General features: G+C 72.1%; 15 protein-coding genes and 1 pseudogene. 11 read left to right on the forward strand and 5 right to left on the reverse strand.

Annotated elements, in window-relative coordinates:
- The 6 genes from SSOG_RS39465 to SSOG_RS39490 form a co-directional block, all read left to right on the forward strand.
- Nucleotides 1–680, forward strand: a 680-nt coding sequence (locus SSOG_RS39465; protein ID WP_154686129.1) for an APC family permease, incomplete at its 5' end; no start/stop codon positions are given.
- 23 nt (nucleotides 681–703) lie between these two features.
- Nucleotides 704–1,309 carry a TetR/AcrR family transcriptional regulator gene (locus tag SSOG_RS39470; protein ID WP_009719917.1) on the forward strand — a complete coding sequence of 202 codons (606 nt, stop codon included), beginning with the start codon at nucleotides 704–706 and terminating at the stop codon, nucleotides 1,307–1,309.
- Between the two features lie 50 nt (nucleotides 1,310–1,359).
- Nucleotides 1,360–3,177: a flavin-containing monooxygenase gene (locus tag SSOG_RS39475; protein WP_009719918.1), complete on the forward strand. Its 1,818-nt coding sequence runs from the start codon at nucleotides 1,360–1,362 to the stop codon at nucleotides 3,175–3,177.
- Nucleotides 3,174–4,811: an SMP-30/gluconolactonase/LRE family protein gene (locus SSOG_RS39480; protein ID WP_009719919.1), complete on the forward strand. Its 1,638-nt coding sequence runs from the start codon at nucleotides 3,174–3,176 to the stop codon at nucleotides 4,809–4,811. The genes SSOG_RS39475 and SSOG_RS39480 overlap by 4 nt, the downstream gene beginning before the upstream one ends.
- 33 nt (nucleotides 4,812–4,844) lie before the next feature.
- Nucleotides 4,845–5,612 carry an SDR family NAD(P)-dependent oxidoreductase gene (locus tag SSOG_RS39485; RefSeq protein ID WP_009719920.1) on the forward strand — a complete coding sequence of 256 codons (768 nt, stop codon included), beginning with the start codon at nucleotides 4,845–4,847 and terminating at the stop codon, nucleotides 5,610–5,612.
- A 159-nt stretch (nucleotides 5,613–5,771) separates the two neighbouring features.
- Entirely contained in the window at nucleotides 5,772–6,419 is a 648-nt protein-coding gene (locus tag SSOG_RS39490) for a TetR/AcrR family transcriptional regulator (RefSeq protein ID WP_039939775.1), read from the forward strand.
- 2 nt (nucleotides 6,420–6,421) lie between these two features.
- Here SSOG_RS39490 and SSOG_RS39495 read toward each other — a convergent pair whose 3' ends face one another.
- Nucleotides 6,422–7,654: a cytochrome P450 gene (locus tag SSOG_RS39495; RefSeq protein ID WP_039939778.1), complete on the reverse strand. Its 1,233-nt coding sequence runs from the start codon at nucleotides 7,652–7,654 to the stop codon at nucleotides 6,422–6,424.
- Between the two features lie 116 nt (nucleotides 7,655–7,770).
- Here SSOG_RS39495 and SSOG_RS39500 point away from each other — a divergent pair, with 116 nt between their 5' ends.
- The 4 genes from SSOG_RS39500 (at nucleotide 7,771) to SSOG_RS39515 (ending at nucleotide 14,667) form a co-directional block, all read left to right on the forward strand.
- Nucleotides 7,771–7,971 carry a ferredoxin gene (locus tag SSOG_RS39500; RefSeq protein WP_009719923.1) on the forward strand — a complete coding sequence of 67 codons (201 nt, stop codon included), beginning with the start codon at nucleotides 7,771–7,773 and terminating at the stop codon, nucleotides 7,969–7,971.
- Nucleotides 7,968–9,173, forward strand: coding sequence for an NAD(P)/FAD-dependent oxidoreductase (locus tag SSOG_RS39505; RefSeq protein WP_050800116.1), 1,206 nt, complete (start codon nucleotides 7,968–7,970; stop codon nucleotides 9,171–9,173). Before SSOG_RS39500 ends, SSOG_RS39505 begins: the two co-directional genes overlap by 4 nt.
- On the forward strand, nucleotides 9,170–10,480 hold the full coding sequence (locus SSOG_RS39510) for a cytochrome P450 (protein ID WP_009719925.1): 1,311 nt from the start codon (nucleotides 9,170–9,172) through the stop codon (nucleotides 10,478–10,480). The genes SSOG_RS39505 and SSOG_RS39510 overlap by 4 nt, the downstream gene beginning before the upstream one ends.
- A 767-nt stretch (nucleotides 10,481–11,247) precedes the next feature.
- On the forward strand, nucleotides 11,248–14,667 hold the full coding sequence (locus SSOG_RS39515) for an nSTAND1 domain-containing NTPase (protein WP_342634425.1): 3,420 nt from the start codon (nucleotides 11,248–11,250) through the stop codon (nucleotides 14,665–14,667).
- Here SSOG_RS39515 and SSOG_RS39520 read toward each other — a convergent pair.
- Nucleotides 14,664–15,572, reverse strand: a complete 909-nt coding sequence (locus tag SSOG_RS39520) for a hypothetical protein (RefSeq protein WP_106516536.1) — start codon at nucleotides 15,570–15,572, stop codon at nucleotides 14,664–14,666. The genes SSOG_RS39515 and SSOG_RS39520 overlap by 4 nt on opposite strands.
- 231 nt (nucleotides 15,573–15,803) lie before the next feature.
- Between SSOG_RS39520 and SSOG_RS39530 the strand changes: the two genes are divergently transcribed.
- On the forward strand, nucleotides 15,804–17,054 hold the full coding sequence (locus SSOG_RS39530) for an amidohydrolase (protein ID WP_009719928.1): 1,251 nt from the start codon (nucleotides 15,804–15,806) through the stop codon (nucleotides 17,052–17,054).
- 18 nt (nucleotides 17,055–17,072) lie between these two features.
- Here the strand turns inward: SSOG_RS39530 and SSOG_RS39535 are convergent, their stop codons facing one another.
- From SSOG_RS39535 to SSOG_RS39545, 3 genes and pseudogenes are all read right to left on the reverse strand, one after another.
- Nucleotides 17,073–18,509, reverse strand: coding sequence for an amidase (locus tag SSOG_RS39535; protein WP_009719930.1), 1,437 nt, complete (start codon nucleotides 18,507–18,509; stop codon nucleotides 17,073–17,075).
- A gap of 138 nt (nucleotides 18,510–18,647) precedes the next feature.
- Nucleotides 18,648–20,237, reverse strand: a pseudogene (locus SSOG_RS39540) (AbgT family transporter).
- Nucleotides 20,234–21,535, reverse strand: coding sequence for a metal-dependent hydrolase family protein (locus tag SSOG_RS39545; protein WP_039939780.1), 1,302 nt, complete (start codon nucleotides 21,533–21,535; stop codon nucleotides 20,234–20,236). The pseudogene SSOG_RS39540 and the gene SSOG_RS39545 overlap by 4 nt, the downstream one beginning before the upstream one ends.
- Nucleotides 21,536–21,636: the final 101 nt, after the last annotated feature.

Genomic DNA, 21,636 nt, shown 5'->3' on the forward strand with positions numbered 1-21,636 from the left:
TCCGTCACATGGCCGAGGAGACCAAGGACCCCCGGCGCACCTTCCCGCGCGCCATCTTCACCGGCGTGGCCGTCACCGGCACTCTCTACGTCCTCGTCGCCCTGGTGTCCTCCCTGCTCGTGGACTACCGGGTGCTGGAGGGGTCGAGCGGCCCCCTGCTGGAGGTCGTCGAGGTCGGCGGGCTCGACTTCCCGCCCAAGCTGTTCGCGCTGATCGCCCTGTTCGCGGTCACCAACTCGGCCCTGATCAACATCATGATGGCGTCCCGCCTCTGCTACGGCATGGCGAACGAACGCATCCTGCCGCGCGCCATGGGCCGCGTGCTCGCCGGGCGCCGCACCCCGGTCGTCGGGATCGTGTTCGTCTCCCTCCTCGCCATCGGTCTGGTGTCCACCGGCGAGATCGCCGGGCTCGGCGACACCACGGCGTTCCTGCTCCTGTGCGTGTTCGTCATCGTCAACGTCGCCGTGCTCGTGCTGCGCCGCGACCGCGTCGAACACCGGCACTTCCGCACCCCCACCCCGCTGCCGGTGCTGGGCGCGATCACGGCCCTGGTGCTGGCCAGCCCGCTGGCCGACCGGCCCGCACACGTGTACATCAGGGCGGGGGTGCTGCTGGCCATCGGCATCGGGCTGTGGGTGCTCAACAAGGCGGTGATGAAGGTTCACGGCGAGGTGTGAGCCGGTGAAGTACGGTCTGCGGCGTGACGAACCAGCGAAAGCCACGGGGCCCGTACCGCAAGAGCGCGGAGCGGCGGGAACAGATCCTCCAGGCCGCCTACGAGGCCATCGACGAGCACGGAGAACGGGCCTCCCTCCAGGACATCGCCGCCCGGGTCGGGGTGACGCAGCCCGCGCTGACGTACTACTTCCCCACGCGCGACGATCTGCTCCTCGCGGTCCTGGAGCGGCGCGACGTACTGGGCAAGGCGTTCGCCCGGGCCGCCGGGGACGGCGAATCCGTGATCGACAGCTTGGTGGCGGGCGCGCGCCTGATCACCGATCACCCCGGGGTGGCCAAGCTGGGCGTCGCGCTCTCGGCGGCGGCCACCGACCCGGAGAGCCCCGTGCACACCCACTTCGCCGAGCGCTACCGGAGCCTCGCCGCCGAGGCCGCGCAGGACTTCGAGGAGGGGCAGCGGACCGGTGAGATCCGGGCCGACGTACCGGCCGACCACCTGGCCAGGGCGGTGCTGGCGGTGATGGACGGCCTCCAGCTCCAGTGGATGCACGACCCCACGGTGGACATCGCCGCGATCGCCGAGACGTTCGCGCGGATGCTGGGGGCGCCTTCGGCCGCCGAACAGTAAATTTTTGGGGTGATAGATTTTCGGCGTCCGCTACCGGAAGGGGGACGCCGATGTCCGCCACCCCACCCCGTCCGCCGCAGGATCTCGACTTCGACCCCGAGGTCTTGCGCGCCCGCTACCGCGCCGAACGCGAACGCCGCATCCGACCCGATGGCAGTGCCCAATACCGGGGAGTCGGGGGCGAGTTCGGGTACTACGCCGACGATCCCTACGCCGACCCCGCGTTCACGCGAGAGCCCTTGGACGACCGCGTGGAGGTGGTGATCGTCGGCGGTGGTTTCGGCGGTCTGCTCGCCGCCGCCCGGCTGCGGCAGGCGGGCGTCGTGGAGCCGATCCGGGTGATCGACAAGGGCGGGGACTTCGGCGGCACCTGGTACTGGAACCGCTACCCCGGCATCCACTGCGACATCGAGTCGTACATCTACCTGCCGCTGCTGGAGGAGGTCGGCTACGTCCCCAAGTGGCGCTACGCGCCGGGGGAGGAGATCCGGCAGCACGCCCGGGCCATCGCCCGCCACTTCGGCCTGTACGACGACGCCTGCTTCCAGACCCAGGTGACCGAACTCCGCTGGGACGACGACCAGAGGGAGTGGACCGTCGCCACCGACCGCGGCGACCGCATAAGGGCCCGCTACGTCATCACCGCCACCGGCACCCTGAGCCAGGCCAAACTGCCCGGCATCCCCGGCATCGAGACCTACCGGGGCCACACCTTCCACACCAGCCGCTGGGACTACGACTACACCGGCGGCGACGCGGGCGGCGGACTGCACAAGCTGGCCGACAAGCGCGTCGCCCTCATCGGCACCGGCGCCACCGCCATCCAGGTCGTGCCCCACCTCGGGGAGGACGCCCGGCACCTGTACGTGTTCCAGCGCACGCCCTCCTCCGTCGACCTGCGCGACAACCGCCCCACCGACCCCGCGTGGGCCGAATCGCTCGAGCCGGGCTGGCAGCGGCGCCGCATGGAGAACTTTCTGAAGGTCGTCACCGGTGTGCGCACGGATCAGGACCTGGTGAACGACTCCTGGACCAGCAGCGCCCGGCTCCAGGAGAAGCTGATCCCGAGCAACGCGTACACGGACGTCCCGCCCGAGGACCGGGAACGGCTGTACGAGATCGCCGACTTCCAGAAGATGAACGAGATCCGCGCCCGCGTCGAAGCCGTGGTCGAGGACCAGGCGACGGCCGAGAAGCTCAAGCCCTGGTACCGCTACATGTGCAAGCGGCCCACGTTCAGCGACCACTACCTCCAGACCTTCAACCGGCCGGACGTCACTCTGGTCGACACGGCGGACACCCACGGCGTGGAGCGGATGACGGAGACCGCCGTCGTGGTCGGCGGCACCGCGTACGAGGTGGACTGCGTCATCTTCGCCACCGGCTTCGAGGTGGGGGTCTCCGGGATCCTGTCCGGACAGCTTCCGGTGTACGGCCGGGGCGGCGTCCCGCTCTCCGAGGCCTGGGCGGGCGGCCCCAAGACGCTCCACGGCTTCTCCAGCCACGGCTTCCCCAACCTGTTCCAGCTGGGCCCGCTCCAGAACGCGTCCTCCGTGAACTTCGTCCACGTCCTCGACGAACAGGCCCAGCACGTCGCCGAGATGGTCACCGAGGCCCGTAAGCGCCGGGCCCGGTACGTCGAACCCACCTCCGCGGCGCAGGACGCCTGGCTGGCCGCCCTTGCGGACAACGCACCCGACCTGCACACCTTCCAGGCGGAGTGCACCCCCGGCTACTACAACAACGAGGGCAAGCCGCGGAAGCGCAACGCGTACGCGGACGGGCCGGTGGCCTTCCACGACCTGCTGCGGCGCTGGCGCGCGGACGGCGGCATGGACGACGTCCTGGTGGAGGCGGAGGAAGCGTGAACACACGGGGCCACAACCGGTTCGGCGACGAGGTGGCCGTCTCCGGCTCACGCCTGCGTGCGCGGCGCCTCAACCACCCGAGCCCGCTGTGGGGTTCGAACGGTGTCGCCTTCGGCCCGGACGGGCGGCTGTACGTCGCCCAGTTCCTCGCCGGGCAGATCAGCGCCGTCGACACCGCCACCGGGGACGTCGAGGTGGTCGTCCCGATGGACGGCCCGGTGCAGTCGCCGGACGACCTCGCCTTCGGCGCGGACGGCTCGATGTACATCGCCGACCTGATCCCCGGCCGGGTGTGGCGGCGCAGCCCGCAGGGCACGTACACCCTGGTCTCGGACGAGGTGAAGGTGGTCAACGGCATCACCTGCGTCGGGGACCGGCTGTTCGTCAACGAGATGCGGCCCGGCGGCCGGTTGCTGGAGCTGTTCCCGGACGGTGGCGAGGCCGTGGTGCTCACCGAAGGGCTCGCCCTCGGCAACGCCATGCAGCTCGGCCCGGACGGCTGTCTGTACTACCCGCACATGATGACGGACCAGGTCTGGCGGATCCCGCCGGACGGCGGTGTGCCCGAGGTGGTCGCCGAGGAGGTGCACGAACCGGTCGCGGTCCGCTTCGACCAGGGCGGGGAGCTGCACGTCCTGTCGCGCGGGGTGGAGGGCATCGTCACCCGGATCGACCTGCACGGCAGCGGCTCCCGCACCCTCGTCACCAGCGGTCTGGTGGGGCTGGACAACGCGGCGTTCGATGCGGAGAACCGCATGTTCGTCTCCAGCTACGCCAGCGGCGGCGTCACCGAACTGCACCCCGACGGCCGCACCCGGGAGATCGTCCCCCGCGGCCTCGACGGCCCGTACGGGGTGACGGTCGACCTCGGCGGCACGGTGTACGTGGCCGACCACTACCGGCTGGCGAGCCCGGCGCCCGCCGACGAGGGCGAGCCGGTCGCCGCCGATGGGGCGCGTGAGGACGGCGGCGTCACCTCGCTCACCCTGCTGCCCTTCGTGCACGGCGTGACCAACGCGGGCGGACTCGTGCACTTCACGTCCCAGTACGGCGACGTCCACACCCACGACCCCGACCGGAGGACCACGCGGCGCCGGGTAACCGGCCTGAACGAGCCGATCGGCATCGCCATGGGACCGGACGGCACCCTCGTCGTCGCGGAGGCGGGCGCCGCCCGCGTCGTGTCCATCGATGACGACGACACCGTCACCGTCCTCGCCGAAGGGCTCGGCCACCCGGGGGACGTGGCCTTCGACGCCCAGGGACGGTGCCATGTGAGCGACGACCTGCTCGGGGCCGTCCTCCGGATCGGCGGGGACGGGACGACGGAAGTGGTCGCGGACGGGCTCGGCGCGCCCCAGGGGCTGGCGGTCCTCGGCGACACGCTGTTCACGGTGGAGACCGGGCCGCGCAGGCTGACGGCGATCTCGCTGAGCACGGGGGAGCGGCGGACCGAGGCCGAGGACCTGCCGGTCGGACAGCCGCTGGGCACTGCTCCCCGGACCGTGCCCGCGCTCTTCACCCACGGCATGGTCGGCGCTCCCCGCCCGTTCGCCGGACTCGCCACCGGCCCGGACGGCTCGCTGCTCCTCGCGGCCAACGGCGAGGGCACCGTGTGGCAGCTGAAGACATGACACAGCCATGGCAGAGAGAGGAAGGGATGTCATATGAGCGGTACGGGTCTTGAGGGTCGGGGCGTCGTCGTCACCGGCGCCGCGTCCGGAATCGGCAGGGCCACGGGCCCTGAATTCGCGCAGGAAGGCGCGAAGGTGCTGGTCGCGGACGTCGACCGGGCGGGCGCCGAGGAGACCGTGGGGGAGATCGAGGCCGCCGGGGGAACCGCCGTGGCGGTCGTCGGCGACCTGAGCGACCAGGCGGTGGTGGATACGGTCGTCGAGCGTGCCGTCGAGGCGTTCGGTGGCGTGGACGTCCTGGTGAACAACGCCGGGATCATGGACCGGATGTCCGCGCTCGGCGAGACCGGCGACGCCGAGTGGGAGCGGGTCATACGGATCAACCTGACGGCGCCGTTCCTGCTGACCCGTGCGGTCCTGCCGCACATGCTGACCGCCGGGCGCGGCGCGATCGTCTTCACCGCGTCCGAGGCCAGCCTGCGCGGCAGCACGGCGGGCGCCGCGTACACCGCCTCCAAGCACGGCATCGTCGGCCTGGTGAAGAGCCTGGCCGTCATGTACCGGGGACAGGGCATCCGCGCCAACGCCATCGCCCCCGGCCCCACCATGACCAGCATCCGGGTGGATGCCGCGGAGGATGCCCACGGGCCCGCCGTCGTGGGTGGGCTGAGCGCCGCCACCATGGGCCGGTACGGATCGGCGGAGGAGCAGGCCGCCGCCATCGTCTTCCTGGCCTCCGACGCCGCCTCCTTCGTCAACGGCGCCGTCCTCCCGGTCGACGACGCCTGGGCCGCCGTCTGACCGGCCTCGAATAAATCGATTGGTTGAGGAATGTCCGGGTCGGCCGTGTGATTGCGTACGCTTTCCTCGTTTGACCTCGCCGACCCGGTCGAGGATCCGCGGTGGCCTGGGGGACGGGCCCCCGCGGACCAGTGTGATGTCCCGAAGTGGTGGTTGACGATGGCCGGCAGGGTGCGGCGGGACGAGCAGGTCAGCGCGACACGGGAAGCGCTCCTGGACGCGGCGGAGCGGCTGTTCGCCGAGCACGGGGTGCACGCCGTCGCCAACCGCCAGATCAGTCTGGCCGCCGGGCAGGGAAACAACGCCGCCGTCAGCTATCACTTCGGCACCAAGACCGACCTGGTGCGCGCCATCGCCCGCAGGCACGCCGAGACGATGGAGACCGGCCGCCTCGCCATGATGGCCGACATCGGCGACTCCACCGATCTGCGGGACTGGGTGGCCTGTGCGGTCCGCCCGGTCACCGGGCATCTGGAGGCCCTGGGCGCCCCCAGCTGGTACGCCCGGTTCATCGCCCAGGTCACGGCGGACCCCGCCCTGCGCGCGATCACGGTCGAGGAGTTCGCGGCCGGATCGCCGTCCATGCAGAAGCTCCAGGAGGGCCTGGAGCGCTGTCTGCCCGACCTCCCGGCCGAGGTGCACGCCGAGCGCGCCGCCATGACACGTCACCTGATCACGCAGATGTCCGCGGAGCGTGAGCGCGCGCTCGCGGACAACGCGCCGACGTCCAGGGCCAGTTGGCGGGAGACAGCGAACGGTCTGATCGACGTCATCGTCGCCCTCTGGCTGGCGCCGGTCACCCTCTAGCCCTACCAGGTCACCGGCAGTTCGTAGACGCCGTAGACGACCCCGTCGTCCTTGAACGGGATCTCCTCCAGCGCGGCCGCCCGGCGCAGGGTGGGCACGCGGCGGAAGAGGGTGCGGTAGACGACCTGGAGCTCCAGCCGGGCCAGCGGCTGGCCCAGGCACTGGTGGACGCCGAAGCCGAACGCCATGTGGCGGCGGGCGTCGCGGGTGATGTCGAGCCGTTCGGGGTCGGGGAAGACGCCGTGGTCCCAGTTGCCGGTGGCGCCCGGGATGATGACGCCTTCCCCGGCGCGGATGAGCTGCCCGCCGACCTCGATGTCCTCCAGGGCCAGGCGGCGCTGCCCGTTGTGGACGATGGTCAGGTAGCGCAGCATCTCCTCCACCGCGCCCGCGAGGACCTTCGGGTCGTCGGTGTCGCGGACGGCGGCGAGCTGGTCGGGGTGTTCGAGCAGGGCGAGGACGCCCAGGGCGATCATGTTGGCGGTGGTCTCGTGTCCGGCGCCGAGCAGCAACAGGCCCAGCATGGCCGCTTCGTGGCGGGTGAGGTCGCCGGTCCTCGTCCGGGCGGCCAGGTCGGAGAGCAGGTCGTCGGCCGGGTCGGCGAGCTTGGCCCCGATCTGCTCGTCCAGGTACGTCATGAGCGCGCCGGAGGCGGCCCGCGACTCCTCGGGGGAGGCGTCCCGGCGGACCCCCACCGCGCTCTTGTCCTGGAAGAACGCGTGGTCCTCGTAGGGGACGCCGAGCAGTTCGCAGATCACCAGCGACGGCAGCGGCAGCGCGAGGGCGCGCACCAGGTCGGCGGGTTTCGGCCCGGCCAGCATGGTGTCGAGGAAGTCGTCGGTCATCTTCTGGACGGCGGGCCGCATGGCCTCGATGCGTTTGATGATGAACGGGCCGGTGACCATGCGGCGGATGCGGGCGTGTTCGGGGTCGTCCATGTGGAGGAAGGACGGCGGGTTCTTGCTGAGGGCCTCCTGGAACGCGGCGCTCATATGGGGGAAGCCGGGGCGCGTGGGGTCGACGCTGAGCCGCTGGTCGCCGTACAGGGCGCGCTGGTCGGCGTGGCGGGTGACGAGCCAGGGCGTGCTGCCGTCCCACAGGCGGACCCTGGCGACCGGCCGCTCGGCGTGCAGCCGCATCATCTCCGGGGGCGGGGCGAACGGACACCCGGCCGCCCGGGGCATCGGGAACTCGGGTACGTCCTCGTCCGGGGTGCGGTCCAGGGTGTTGGTCATGTCGCTCCTCATAGGGGTCCCGAGATCGTTTAAACCATCCGCTTGACTCTATTAAATCATCGGGTTTACTTGTGTGCGGCTGAACGAGTCAACGAATCGACGAAGGAGCATCCGCGATGAAGGTCACGGTGGACGACGAGAAGTGCTGCGCCGCGGGCACCTGCGTGATGGTCGCGCCCGAGGTGTTCGACCAGCGCGAGGAGGACGGCATCGTGATCCTGCTCGACCCGACACCCGCCGCGGAGCTGCATGACGCGGTGCGTGAATGCGTACAGGTGTGCCCCGCGGGCGCGATCCAGGTGAGCGAGGACGCGTGAGCGCAGGGCGTAGCGCTCCCTCCGGCGTTCTGGTGGTCGGAGCCTCCGCGGCCGGGCTCTCCACCGCGGAGGCCCTGCGGCGCAAGGGGTTCCGGGGCGGGCTGACCGTACTGGGCGCCGAGCCGCACCAGCCCTACGACCGGCCGCCGCTGTCCAAGCAGGTCCTCTCCGGCGCCTGGGAGCCGGACCGGGCCCTGCTGCGCCGGCCTGATCAACTGTCCTCGCTGGACGCCTCGTTCGTCCTGGGCGATGCGGCGGTCAGCCTCGACGCGGAGGCACGTACCGTCCACACCGCGTCGGGGCGGGTGCTGCGGGCCGACGCCATCGTCGTGGCGACCGGTCTGCGACCCCGTACGTTCGCCGGACAGGACGGGCTGGCCGGGGTCCATCCGCTGCGTACGCTCGATGACGCGGCGGCGCTGCGGTCCGCGCTGACGGCCGCCTCGCGCGTCGTGGTCGTGGGGGACGGGGTGCTCGGCACGGAAATCGCCGCCACCGCACGGGCCATGGGGGCATCGGTCACCCTGGCCGGGCCTCAGTCCGCGCCGCTGGAGAGCCAGTTCGGCCCTCTCATAGCGAGGCAGCTGGCCGCGCTGCATGCCGACCGCGGAGTCGACCTGCGGCTCGGCGCCGGGGTGACCGGGCTGGGCGAGCAGGACGGACACGTCACGGGAGTGCACCTGGCCACCGGCGAGGTGCTGCCCGCCGATGTGGTCGTGGTGGCATTCGGCTCCGCCCCGGCGACGGACTGGCTGGCGGGCAGCGGCCTCAAGGTCGACAACGGCGTGGTGTGCGACTCCTCGTGCCGTGCCGCCGACGGCATCTACGCGGTCGGGGACGTGGCCCGCTGGCACCACGACGGCCTGGGCGCCCTGCTGCGCCTGGAGAACCGCACCAACGCCACCGAGCAGGCGGGCCACGTGGCCTCCGCCATCCTCGGCGAGAACCGTCCGTACACCCCGGTGCCGTACTTCTGGACCGACCAGTTCGACGTCAAGATCCAGGTGTACGGCGTGCTGTCGGCCGACGCCGAAGTGACCGTCGTGGAGGGGGACATGGCGCAGGGCCGGTTCGTCGCGCGGTACCGCAGAGGTGGCGTCACGACCGGAGTGCTCGGCTGGCGCATGCCCAAGCAGACCCGTATGCGTCGGCAGGAAGTCGTCGACGTGTTCCAGGATTCCCGCAGTGGAGGTACGTCATGACCCGCCCGGTGGACGCGGCCGCGGCCCACGCCGAACTCCCCGAATTCCCCATGCCCCGGGCGCGAGGATGCCCCTTCGATCCGCCCCCGGCGTTCCACGCGCTGCGCGAGGAGGGGCCGCTCACCCGGGTCCGGCTCCAGGACGGCAGCACCCCGTGGGTGGTCACCCGGTACGCCGAGCAGCGGACCCTGCTGGCGGACCCGAGGCTCAGCGTCGTCCCCGCCCTGCCCGGCTTCCCGCGCCCGGAGCGTCCGCACGCCGATGCCGATGCCGATGCCGATGCCGATGCCGATGCCGACGCCGACGCCGACGCCGGCCAGGGCGACGGCGAGGAGGCGTCCGCCGAGGCCCACGGCCTCAGCTTCATCAACATGGACGACCCCGAGCACGCCCGGCTGCGCCGGATGGTCACCGGGCCGTTCGCCATCAAGCGGATGGAGGCCATGCGCCCGGCGGTCCAGAAGATCGTCGACGACATGATCGACGACCTGCTGGCCGGGCCGAACCCGACCGACCTGGTCGAGCCCTTCGCCCTGCCGGTGCCCTCCCTGGTGATCTGCGAACTGCTCGGCGTCCCCTACGACGACCACGCGTTCTTCCAGGCCAACAGCAAGGCCATCATCACCCGCACCTCGACGCCCGAGCAGCGCGCCGAAGCCCATGGCCGACTGGGTGACTACCTCGGCAGCCTGCTGGACACCAAGCTCGGCCACCCCGGCGAGGACGTGCTGTCCGACCTGGCCGCAAAGGTCCAGGACGGCGCGCTGACGCGCCGGGAGGCGACCTCGATGGCCGTGCTCCTGCTGTTCGCCGGGCACGAGACCACCGCCAACATGATCGCCCTGGGCACCCTGGCCCTGCTGGAACACCCCGACCAGCTGGCCCGCCTCCGGGACGGCGGCGACCCGAAGTTCGTAGCGGGCGCGGTCGAGGAGCTGCTGCGCTACCTGCACATCCCGCATCTGGGGATGCGCCGTGTCGCCCTGGAGGACATCGAGGTCGCCGGCCGGACCATCCGCGCCGGTGAAGGGCTGTTGCTGCTCAACGAGATGGGCAACCGCGACCCCGACGTCTTCCCCGAGGGCGACCGGCTGGACCTCGACCGCGACGCCCGCCGCCACATCACCTTCAGCTTCGGCGTGCACCAGTGCCTGGGCCAGCCGCTGGCCCGCATGGAACTCCAGGTCGTCTACAGCACCCTCTACCGGCGCATCCCCACCCTCCGCCTGGCCACCGGCCTGGACCGGATCCCCTTCAAACACGACTCGTTCGTCTACGGAGTCCACGAACTGCCCGTGGCCTGGTGACCCCAACGCCGCGAGGCCAAGACACACGATGAGCACCACCCGGACCCAGGGGCGGTCTTGGGGCGGTCCGAACCCTCCCCTCGCGGGGTTCGGACCGTGCCATGGCCGTATTCGACCGCCGTACGGGGTTGTTCAGCAGGTCACCGGCCTGCACTGAACAACCCCGAGCCGTGAGCCGGACGAACGCGGCGGGGGAACCGTGAAGATCGGGTGAACGCCCCTTGCCCCGCCCGCCGGTCCACCGGTAGTTCGATTGCGGCCGCCCCCCGCGACTACCTACCGTGGGCGCCCGGGTGGACGCGCTGGGCGATGACCCGGCGATGGCATGGTGATCGCGGGGGAGGGCGGGCACGTGGCGGGACGACCAGGGCCGGGACGAGCGGGGCCGGGGCGCACCGAGGGCGAGCTGGATCCGGAGGCCGGGACGGTGCCGCGGTTCGCCGCCGAGCTGCGTGAGCTGCGCGAGTCCGCCGGGAAGCCCACCTACCGGGCGATGGCCCAGCGGACGCGGTACGGGGTGACCACGCTCTCGCAGGCTGCGGCCGGGAAGCAGCTGCCCACCCGGGCGGTGGCGCTCGCTTACGTCAAGGCGTGCGGCGGCGACGTCATCGAGTGGGAACGGCGCTGGACAGCGGCGTCGGCCGAGCTGGCCGCCGAGGCCGCCGCAGACGACACCGCCCGCCCGCCGTACCGCGGTCTCACCCGGTTCGAACCGGGCGACCGAACTGTTCTTCGGCCGCGACCGGCTCGTCGAGCGGCTGACGGAGCTGAACCGCAAGCACCGCTTCACCGCCGTCTTCGGCCCCTCCGGCAGCGGCAAGTCCTCGTTGCTGCGCGCCGGGCTGATCCCCCTGCTGCGGACGGCCTCCGACGACGATGCGCCGCCCGCGGCCGTACGCATCCTCACGCCCGGCGCGGACCCCCTGCGCACCCACGCCGACCGGCTCCTTCCCGTCCGCGGCACCGACGCCGACACCTGGCTGATCGTCGACCAGTTCGAGGAGCTGTACACCCTCGGCGCCGACCCCGCCGACCGGGACACCTTCATCGACCGCCTCGTCGCCGCCACCGCCCCCGACAGCGGGCTGCGCGTCGTCATCGCGGTACGGGCCGACTTCCTCGGCCGCTGCGCCGAACACCCCGGCCTCACCGCGGCGCTCCAGGACGCCACGCTGCTCGCCGGGCCGATGAGCCGCGCGGAGCTACGGGAGGCCATCGTCCGCCCGGCCGCCGCGGACGGCCTGATCGTGGAACGCTCCCTGACCGAACGCCTCCTGGACGAGGTCGAGGGCGCCCCGGGCGGACTGCCGATGATGTCGCACGCCCTGCTGGAGACGTGGCGCCACCGCAGCGGCCGCGCCCTGACCGAAACCGCGTACGAGGCGGCCGGCGGGCTGGGCGCCTCGGTCGTCCGTACGGCCGAGCAGGTGTACGGCGAACTCACCGCGCCGCAGGCCGAGCTGGCCCGCCGTATCCTGCTCAGACTCGTCGCGCCCGGCGCAGGCACGCCGGACACGCGGCGCCCCACCGACCGCGCGGAACTCGACTTCGGCAGCCCCGCCGACACCCGCGTGGTCCTGGAACGCCTGGTCAGGGCCCGGCTCATCACCTTCGACGACGGCACCGTCGACCTCGCCCACGAAGCCCTCATCACCGCCTGGCCCCGGCTGCGCGCATGGATCGACGCCGAACGCGACCGGCTGCGGGTGCACCGCTCGCTGTCCGAGGCGGCCCGTACCTGGCAGGGGCTCGGCCGGGAGAACGCCGCGCTCTACGCGGGCTCCCGGCTGTCCGCCGCCCGCGACGCCTTCAGCATCGCACACGACGACGGCGAGGGACACCGAGGCGATGAACTCACCGCGCTGGAGCGGCAGTTCCTCACCACATCGCTCGGGCGACGCCACCGCGCCGTACGACTGCGCCGTATGGTGGTGGCCGTCCTCGCCGCGCTCGTGCTGCTCGCCACCGGCACTGCCGTCGTCGCGCTCCAGGCGCGCGCCACCGCGCAGAACGAACGGGACGATGCCGTGTTCGGCCGCCTCACCGCCGAGGCCGACGGCGTCCGCGAGACCGACTCCGGCCTCGCCGCCCGGCTCGATGTCGCCGCGTACCGCATGCGCACCACCCCGGACCTGCGGACCCGGCTGGCCTCGGACACGGGCCGGGTGCTGGCCACCCGGCTGCCCGGCCACCGCGGCCTCGGCAGCTCCGTGGCGTACGCGCCCGACGGCCGCACCCTCGCCAGCGGCGGCCACGACGGCACGGTCCGGCTGTGGGACACGCACCGGGACAGGTCGCTGGGCGCACCGCTGCGCCTGCGCACGGGCCGGGTCGGCGCGGTGGCCTTCTCCCCGCGGGTCTCCCCGAGGGGCGGCGATCTGCTGGTGGCCACCGGGAAGGGCGGCGGCATCCAACTGTGGGATGTACGCGACCGGTCGCGGCCCCGCGCCCTCGGCCGGCCGCTGGTGAGCCACGACGAGGAGAACGTCGTCTCCGCCGCGTTCGCCCCCGACGGGCGGCAGCTCGCCACCGGGGGCGACGACGGGACCGTACGGCTGTGGGACCTGAGCGACCCGGCCCGCCCCGCGCCGCTCGGCGAGCCCGCCGAGGCCGACGGCTCCGAGGAACGCAGCGTCCGCGCCGTGGCGTTCGCCCCGGACGGGAACACCCTGGCCACGGGCGGCTACGACGGGACCGTACGGATGTGGCGGCTCGGCGGGGGCGACGGGCTCGCCCCGCTCGGCAAGCCGCTGCGCCAGCACACCTCCTCCGTCTGGACGGTGGCCTTCTCCCCGGACGGAAACACCCTGGCGACGGCCGGTTTCGACGAGACCGTACGGCTGTGGGACGCGTCCGACCCCGGCCGCGTCCAGCCGCTGGGCGAACCGCTCACCGCGCACACCGCGCCCGTGATGTCGGTGGCCTTCAGCCCCGACGGCGAGACCCTGGCGACCGCGGGCGAGGACGACGCGCCCCTGCTGTGGAACGTGGCCCACCCCGCCTATCCGCAACAGCTGGGGGAGCCGCTGACCGGCCACACGGAGGCGGTGTGGGAGGTGGCGTTCAGCCCCGACGGCCACAACCTCGCCAGCACCGGCGCCGACGGCAGCGTCCGCCTCTGGCGCCGGCCGCCGACCGTCCTCACCGACTTCACCAACCCGCTGACCGCCGTCGCCTACAGCCCCGACGGACGTCTGCTCGCCACCGCCAGCACCGACGACGGGCTGATCCGCCTGTGGGACGTGCGCAGGCCGGACCGCCCGCGCCGGATCCCGCGGACCCTCGGCCACGAGGACGCGGTGCTGGCCGTCGCGTTCTCCCCGGACGGCCGTACGGTGGCGGGCGGTTCGACGGACGGCACCGTACGGCTGTGGGACGTGTCCGCGCCCGAACGTCCCGCCCCGCTGGGCGAACCGCTGGACGCGCACGACGGCGGTGTCCCCGCCGTCGCGTTCGCCCCGGACGGCCGCAGGCTCGCCACCGGCGGGGACGACGGCACGGTGCGGCTGTGGGACGTACGGCGCCGGGACCACGTACGTCCGCTCGGTGCAACGTTGCGCGGCCACACCGACACCGTCACCTCGGTGGCCTTCGCCCGGGGCGGCCGCATCCTGGCCACCGGCAGCGAGGACGGCACGGCGCGCCTGTGGCACGTCGGCGCCGGGGAGCGGGCCCGGCCCGCAGGGGACGCCCTCACCGGGCACGACGAGCAGGTCAACACCGTCACCTTCGCCTCGGACGGGAAGACCCTGGCGACGGGCAGTGACGACCGCACGGTGCGGCTGTGGGACGTGGCACGGGTGGACCGCGTACGCCCGGTGGGGGAGGAGCTGACCGGGCACCGCGCTCCTGTCCGGTCCGTGGCCTTCGCCCCGGACGGGAAGACCCTCGCCACGGGCAGTGGCGACCATACGGTGCGGCTGTGGGACGTGGCCGACCCCGCCCATGCCGAGGTGGCCGGGCAGGAACTCACCGGCCATCTCGACACCGTCACCTCCGTCGCGTTCAGCCCGAAGGGCGACGCCCTCGCCTCCGTCGGCTACGACCTGACGGCCCGGGTGTGGCCCCTGGACACCGACCGCGCGGCGGACTCCGTCTGCGCCCGCACCGGCGGCGTCCTCACCCGCGCCGCCTGGGCGGAGCACCTGCCGCAACTCGGCTACCGGGAGGTGTGCGAGGGGCGCTAGGGGATGGTGAACTTCACTACGGCACCGTCGTCGTTCTGCGCGACGACGGTCGCCCTCAACGTGTCACCGAACGTGGCCACGCCGCCCTGGCCGCCGAGGTTCATGACGGTGCTCGGCGTCATGAAGGTGACGGATTCGTTCATCACGGTGACGTTCACGGTCAGCCCGTTCGCCGTGATCCTCACCGGCGAGGTCACCAGGACTTCGCAGCTGCCGTCCGAGCACGCGTCGGTGTTCTTGCCGTCCGCCGCCTTGGGCAGCGGGCCGGTGGGATCGGGTGAGGGCGAGTCCGTCCCCTCTGAAGGTTTCCCACCGGGCGCGCACTGCTCGGCGCGTTGGTGCGCGGCCGCGAGCTGCGGGTTCTTCTTCGTCAGCGCGCGCAGGTCCGGCTTGGGCGGAGTGAGGGACTGGATGAGCTTGTCGGCGTCCGCGACACTGCCCTCGGGGTCGTCGAAGGCCGCGCTCGGGGACATCTCGTCGAGCTGCGGCACGACGCGCTTCAGTTTCTTCTGCCAGGCGTCGAGGAGCCGGTCGGCCGCGGGTACGCCCGAGGGGCCGAGGTCCTTCAGATCACTGTCCACGCCGACCACGTCCGACGGGGTCCCGGCGAGGTAGCCGACCGCGCGGGACTGGGCGGTCAGATCACCTTCGTCCATGGCCCGGATCTCCTTCAGATCCGCCGCGCTGTCCGTCCGCAGGTTCTTGAGCGCGCGCGACGACTCGCACATACCGCCGACCCACGTCACCAGTGCCTTGGACGGCGGCCGGGGCGGCGTCGGCTCGGCCGACCTCTTGCCCGACGACTTGTCCGACGCGTCGGCCTTCTCGCCCGTACCGCCTCCGCAGCCGCCGAGGGCCAGTACCAGCCCGGCCGCCATCACGGCAGCGCTCCCTCTCGTGAACATCCAATGACCTCTCTCCGTGCTGTGCTGCCGATCGCGCGGCCCGGACACCGACACCGCAGGCCCAGTTCAACGCGGCCCGCGATTGTTCGGTCACCCCTCCGCAGCCGTGAACAACGTCTGCCTTCCGGTGGGCGGTACGCGGCCGTCGATCGTGGTGACCGGGGCGTCTAACCTCGGCACCAGGGCGGCCACGATCGGGCGGTCGCGCACCGAGGGAAAGAGAGGCCACTCGTGGACGTCGAGCAGCTCGTCGCGTTTCGCCGAGAACTGCACCGGAACCCGGAGCCCGCGTTCGTGGAGATCGGCACGGCGGCCCGGATCGAGCAGGCCATCGAGGGGCTGCCGATACGCGTCCTCACGGGGAAGGCCGCCCAGGATCTCTCCGCCGTCGTCAACTTCCCGTCCCAGGAGACCCTGGACGAATGGGCGGCCCGCGCCGTCGCTTCGGGTGCTCCGGAGGAAAGGGTGCGGCACTTCCGGGAGAACGGCACCGCGCTGGTCGTCGATCTGGTGGGCACCCGTCCCGGGCCGCGCTGGGGGCTTCGCGTCGACATCGACGCACTGCCGATGCGCGAATCGTCCGATGCCACGCATTTCCCGGTGGTGAACGGCTTCGCCGCCACGAACGGCGCCATGCACGCGTGCGGCCACGACGCCCACGCCACCATCGGCGTCGGCCTGCTGCACCGGCTGGCGGACCGCGACTTCGCGGGCTCCCTGCGGATCCTGTTCCAGCCCGCCGAAGAGGGGGTCCGGGGAGCGCAGACGATGATCGACGCCGGGGTGGCCGACGAGATCGACCACATGCTCGCCGTGCACATGGCCGGGGACATGGCCGTCGGCGGGGTCGTGGGCAGCTTCACCGGCGGCTTCGCCACCCGCAAGCTGAAGGTCGACTTCGAGGGCAAGGCATCCCATGCGGCCGGTGCGCCGGAGTCCGGGCGCAACGCGCTGCTCGCGGCGGCCACGGCCGCGCTGGGCATCATGGGGATCCCGCGCTTCAGCGCCGCGGACACCCGGCTCAACGTCGGCACGCTCGTCGCCGGTGACGGTGTGAACATCGTGCCCTCCTCCGCGGCCATGACATGCGAGGTCCGGGCGACCGACGACGACATCGTCGACGAGCTGGTCGACCGGGTCCGCGCGGTCGTGGAGGGCGCGGGCCTGGCGCAGGGGGTGCGGACGAACGTGGCGGTGATGGGCCAGTCCGCCACCGTCGCACCGGACGACGAAATGATCGACCGCATCGTGGAGGTGGCCACCGCCCACGACGATGTCACCGAGGTCATCCGGACCCAGGCGTTCGCGGGCAGCGACGACGCCAACCTTCTCATCAGGCATGTTCAGCAGCGCGGGGGCAAGGGCGCCTACCTGATGGTCGGAGCGGGCAGCCCGGGACCCCATCACAGCGAGAACTTCGACGTCGCGGAGGAGGCGATCCCGACCGGGATCGACATCCTCGAAACGCTGATACGTGCGTAGACGCGGGGGAAGCGGCGATCACGGCCGGGAGGCGGTGGCGAAGACCGGTGGGCGGTGCGACGCCCAGGGGCGTTCCGCCTCCAGCTGCGCCGCCACCCGGACCAGCAGATCCTCCCGCCCGTAGGCCGCGGCCAGCTGGATGCCGATGGGTGTGCCGGACTCGGTCAGGGCCGCCGGTACCGCGATCGCGGGCTGACCGGTGGTGTTGAACGGCGCGGTGAAGGTGAGTACGTCCACCGACTTCCGGAGGCCGTCCTGCTCCCGCCACGGCCACCCCACCGGCAGGGGCGGGGTGGCGAACACCGGGCTCAGCAGCAGGTCGAACTCCTGCCACCACCGGGCCATGCCCGCCCGGAGCCCGTTCTGCCAGGCCAGGGCGTCGGCGAGTTCCAGGCCCGTGATCTCCCGGCCGCGCCGCACCCAGAACCGGGTGACGGGGTCGAGGTCGCCCGGTCCAGGGCCCTCGCCGAGTTCCCTGGTCAGCGCTTCGACGCTCTGCGCCGCGGTGACGCTCAACGCGTCGAAGAACGCCGTGAGGCACCGGGGATCCAGCATGGGCGCGGGATGCGCCTCCTCGACCCGGTGCCCGAGCCGTTCGAGGATCCGGGCCGTGTCGAGTACGGCGTCCCGTACCGCGTCGACGACCTGGGGCGCGTGGTCCGGTGCGTGGGCGAGGACACCGACCCTGAGCCGTCCCGGCTCACGGCCGACCAGCGCGGCCAGGCCGCCCGGCGGAAGGGGCGCGGGGCCGCCCCGGTCCCCGGGCGCGCCACCGCTCACCGCGTCGAGCACCGCCGCCGTGTCCCGCACGGTCCGGGTGACGACGGCCGGGACGCTGTGGCCCCACCGGTCGGCTTGCCCCGGGCCCGCGCTGATCCGCCCCGCGCTGGGCTTCAGCCCCACCAGATGGCAGAACGCGGCCGGCATCCGGATCGAGCCGCCGCCGTCCCCGCCCTGCGCCACGGGCACCATGCCCGCGGCCACCGAAGCCGACGCGCCCCCCGAAGAACCGCCCGGGGTCACATCGGTGCGCCACGGGTTGCGCGTCACGCCGTGGTTGCGCGGCTCTCGCTGACCGAGAGCAGGCCGAACTCCGGGGCCGAGGTCTGGCCGACGACGATGAACCCGCCTCCTTGAGCCGCCGGTGATCACGGAGTCTCCCGGGCGACCCGGCCGTGCCGGGCCACCCAGGCGCATCCGAAGGTGGCCGGGTCGCCTTTCGCTGTCGCTGAGCGCCTTCGTCAGCGTGGGCACGCCCGCGAACGGGGCGTCCCGGGGCATCCGGTCCGCCTCCGCGAGCGCCCGTTCGTACCGCCGGTGTGTGATCGCGTTGATCTGCTGATCGGTCGCCTCGATGCGCTCGATGGCGGCCTCGACCAGTTCGCGCGGGGACGTCTCGCCCCGCCGGACCAGGTCCGCCTGGTCGTGAGCGTCCATCGTGGCCGTTGTGGTCATGCGGCTCTCTCCTGATCTGCGGGATACGGCGGAACGCGGGTCAAGGGGACCGGTTCACTGAGCGGACCGGATGCATGGCCGCCGGTCGTTGCGGGGCATAGCTTCTCCGCAACGACCGACGACGGAGGCGCCATGGTGCTACTTCAGGCCGATGTGCGCACCCGGCCCCAGCGGCAGCCCGAACCCGTAGAACACGCCCAGGATCGCCAGCCACACCACCAGGAACGGCACGGCGAAGACCGAGAGCCGCGCGATGAGGGTGCCGAGACGGGCCTCGGGCTCTTACTGGCGGAGCATGGCGAGGATGACGAACAGGTACGGGTTCATCGGCGTGAGGATGCCGGTGGCCGAGTCGCCGATACGGAACGCCGCCTGGCTGAGCGCGGGACTCATCCCGAGCAGCATGAACGCCGGGACGAAGATGGGCCCGGCCAGGGACCACAGGGCGGAACCGGAGACGATGAAGAGGTTGAGACAGGCGGTCAGCGCGACGAACGCCACGATGACCCAGAAGCCGGTGAGGTTGATGGCGTTGAGGAACGCGGCGGACTTCGCGGCGAGCAGGATGCCGACGTTCGACCAGTTGAAGAGTGCGATGACCTGGGCCGCCACGAACATCATGACGAGGTAGCCGGACATGGTCTTCAACGAGTCGGCGACGGAGGTGATCAGCTCGTCGGCACCGGTGACGGTCTTGGCCGTCCGGGCATAGGTGAGGCCGGCCAGGAGGAAGCCGCCGAACACGATCGGGACCATTCCGGTGAGCACCGGGGAGGGCAGCAAGGCTCCGCCCTCGCCGCGCAGCGGAGCTCCGGAGGGCAGCCACAGGGCGAGGATCGCCGCCAGGTACACGGCGACGACGAGCCCGGTGTACCGCAGGCCCCGGCGCTGGGCGGGGGTGAGGGTCAGGTCCTCCGACTCGGGCTCGCCCTCGGCCGCCCGGTAGGGCCCGAGGCGCGGTTCGATCACGCGGCTGATGAGGAAACCGCCGAGCAGGCCGAGCACGATGCTGCTGGAGGCGGTGAAGAAGTAGTTGATGAGCAGGTGGATGTGGAGCCCGTCGCCGGCGGGAAGCGTCGAGGCCGCCTGCTGGGTGATGCCGACGTAGTTGGCGTCGAGCGAGCCGACGGTGAACCCGGCGGCGTACCCCGCGCTGACGCAGGCGAAGGCGCCGATGAGACCCGCCACGGGGTGGCGGCCCGCGGCCTTGAAGACCATGGCCGCCAGTGGCGGGAAGACGAGCGCGGCGACGTCGGTCATCACGTGTGCCTGACACGCGACGATCGCCACCGCGTACGGCAGGACGGCCTTGGGGGCGCGGGCCAGAGTGGCCCGCATGACGGTGTCCAGCAGGCCGACCTTCTCCGCCAGCCCGACCACCATGAACAGGGTCAGGACCGTGCCGATGGGCGGGAACGTGGCGAAGTTGAGGACCAGGTTCTCCAGCAGCCAGCGCAGGCCCTCGCCGGTGAGGAGTCCGGTGATGTGCTTGGTCTGATCGGTGCCGGGCACGGCGGCGGAGACGCCGGCGAGATCGAGCGCGGTGGAGACGACGGCCAGCAGGGCGAAGAGCACGGCGAACAGGATGACGGGGTTGGGCAGGGCGTTGCCCGCCCGCTCGATCAGGGAGAGCAGCCGGTCGAGTCCGCCGGATCTGCGGCCGTTCGGGGACGTGCCGCCGCCGTTCTTCAGGTCCGGTGCGGGGAGGCTGGGCGATGAGGTCATCATGGTTGCCTTACGGCCGTGGCGGTTGGAAGCAGCAGGTCCTTGCGGATCACACCGTCCTGGACGACGCAGACGATGTTCGAAGGGTCTCCGAGGACGCCGATGTCGGCGAGCGGGTCGCCGTCGCACAGGATCAGGTCGGCGGTGCGGCCGACGGTCAGGGTGCCGAGCCGGTCGGCCAGGCCGAGGAGTTCGGCGGAGGTGCGGGTGCCCGCGACGATGGCCGACATCGGGTCCATGCCCAACTCCACCAGGTGGCCGAGTTCCTTGAGGTTCACGCCGTGCGGTGCGATGGCCGCGTCGGTGCCGAGTGCGATGCGGGCGCCCCGCTCGATGGCGCGGGAGATGTTCTTCTTGGTGATGCCGGACCAGCGGGTCTTCTTCTCGTACTGGTAGTCCGGCATCGTGGCCTTGTCGATGGGCGTGAAGGCGGCGGACAGCGTGGGGACGACGAAGACGCCGCGTTCACCCGCCAGGTCCAGCGCCCGTTCGTCCAGTCCGTAGCCGTGCTCGATGCTGGTGACGCCGCCGCGGATGGCGTTGAGGATGCCCTCGGTGCCCTGGGCGTGGGCGGCGACCGGCTTGCCGCCGTGCCGCCGGGCCTCGTCCACGACGGCGCGGATCTCCTCCTCCATCAGCCCTTCGTCCTCAGGCTGGTCGTACGGGCTGGCCATGCCGCCGGTGGCGCAGATCTTGATCACGTCGGCGCCCGCGCGCAGCACTTTGCGTACGGCGAGGCGGGATTCGTCCACGGTGTCCGCGAGATGGGCCATCTCGCCGCCGGTGAGGTCGGTGCCGTCGGGCAGCCGGAAGTCGGAGTGGCCGCCGGTGTGGCCGATGATCGCCACGGCAGTGTGCAGCCGCGGTCCCACGATCCGTCCGCTCTGCACCGCGGTACGGAAGCCCGCGGACAGCCCGCCCAGGTCACGGGCGGTGGTGATGCCCGCCTCCAGGGTCTGCCGCAGCCGGGTGGCCGTGTCGAACGTGACCAGCACCGGATCGAGTTCGCCACGGCGGCCGGGGTGGGCCCGGTGCGCGTACGCGAGATGGACGTGGCAGTCGAAGAAGCCGGGCAGCACGGTGCGGCCACCCGCGTCGATCTCCCGTACCGGGGCCGCGTCCCCGGACGCCGAGGACACCGGGGGCGCCGTCGCGGCGGGTCCGGCATACGTGATCGTCCCCTCGGCGTCGGCGGTGACGACGGCGTCGTCCACGGGAGACGACCCCGTGCCGTCGATGAGGCGGGCGTGGTGAACGCGCAGTGCGGTCCTGGCGGTCGCGTGCGTCGTGGCATCCGTCATGGTGGGCGGAATCACTCCTCCGATAACAGGAACAAGTAGAGGGAGTGTGCGAATGGAGAAGAAGGGTCGGCGTGGCGATGCAGCTTTGAGCCGCGATCCCC

This window comes from Streptomyces himastatinicus ATCC 53653, assembly GCF_000158915.1.
Lineage (GTDB): Bacteria > Actinomycetota > Actinomycetes > Streptomycetales > Streptomycetaceae > Streptomyces > Streptomyces himastatinicus.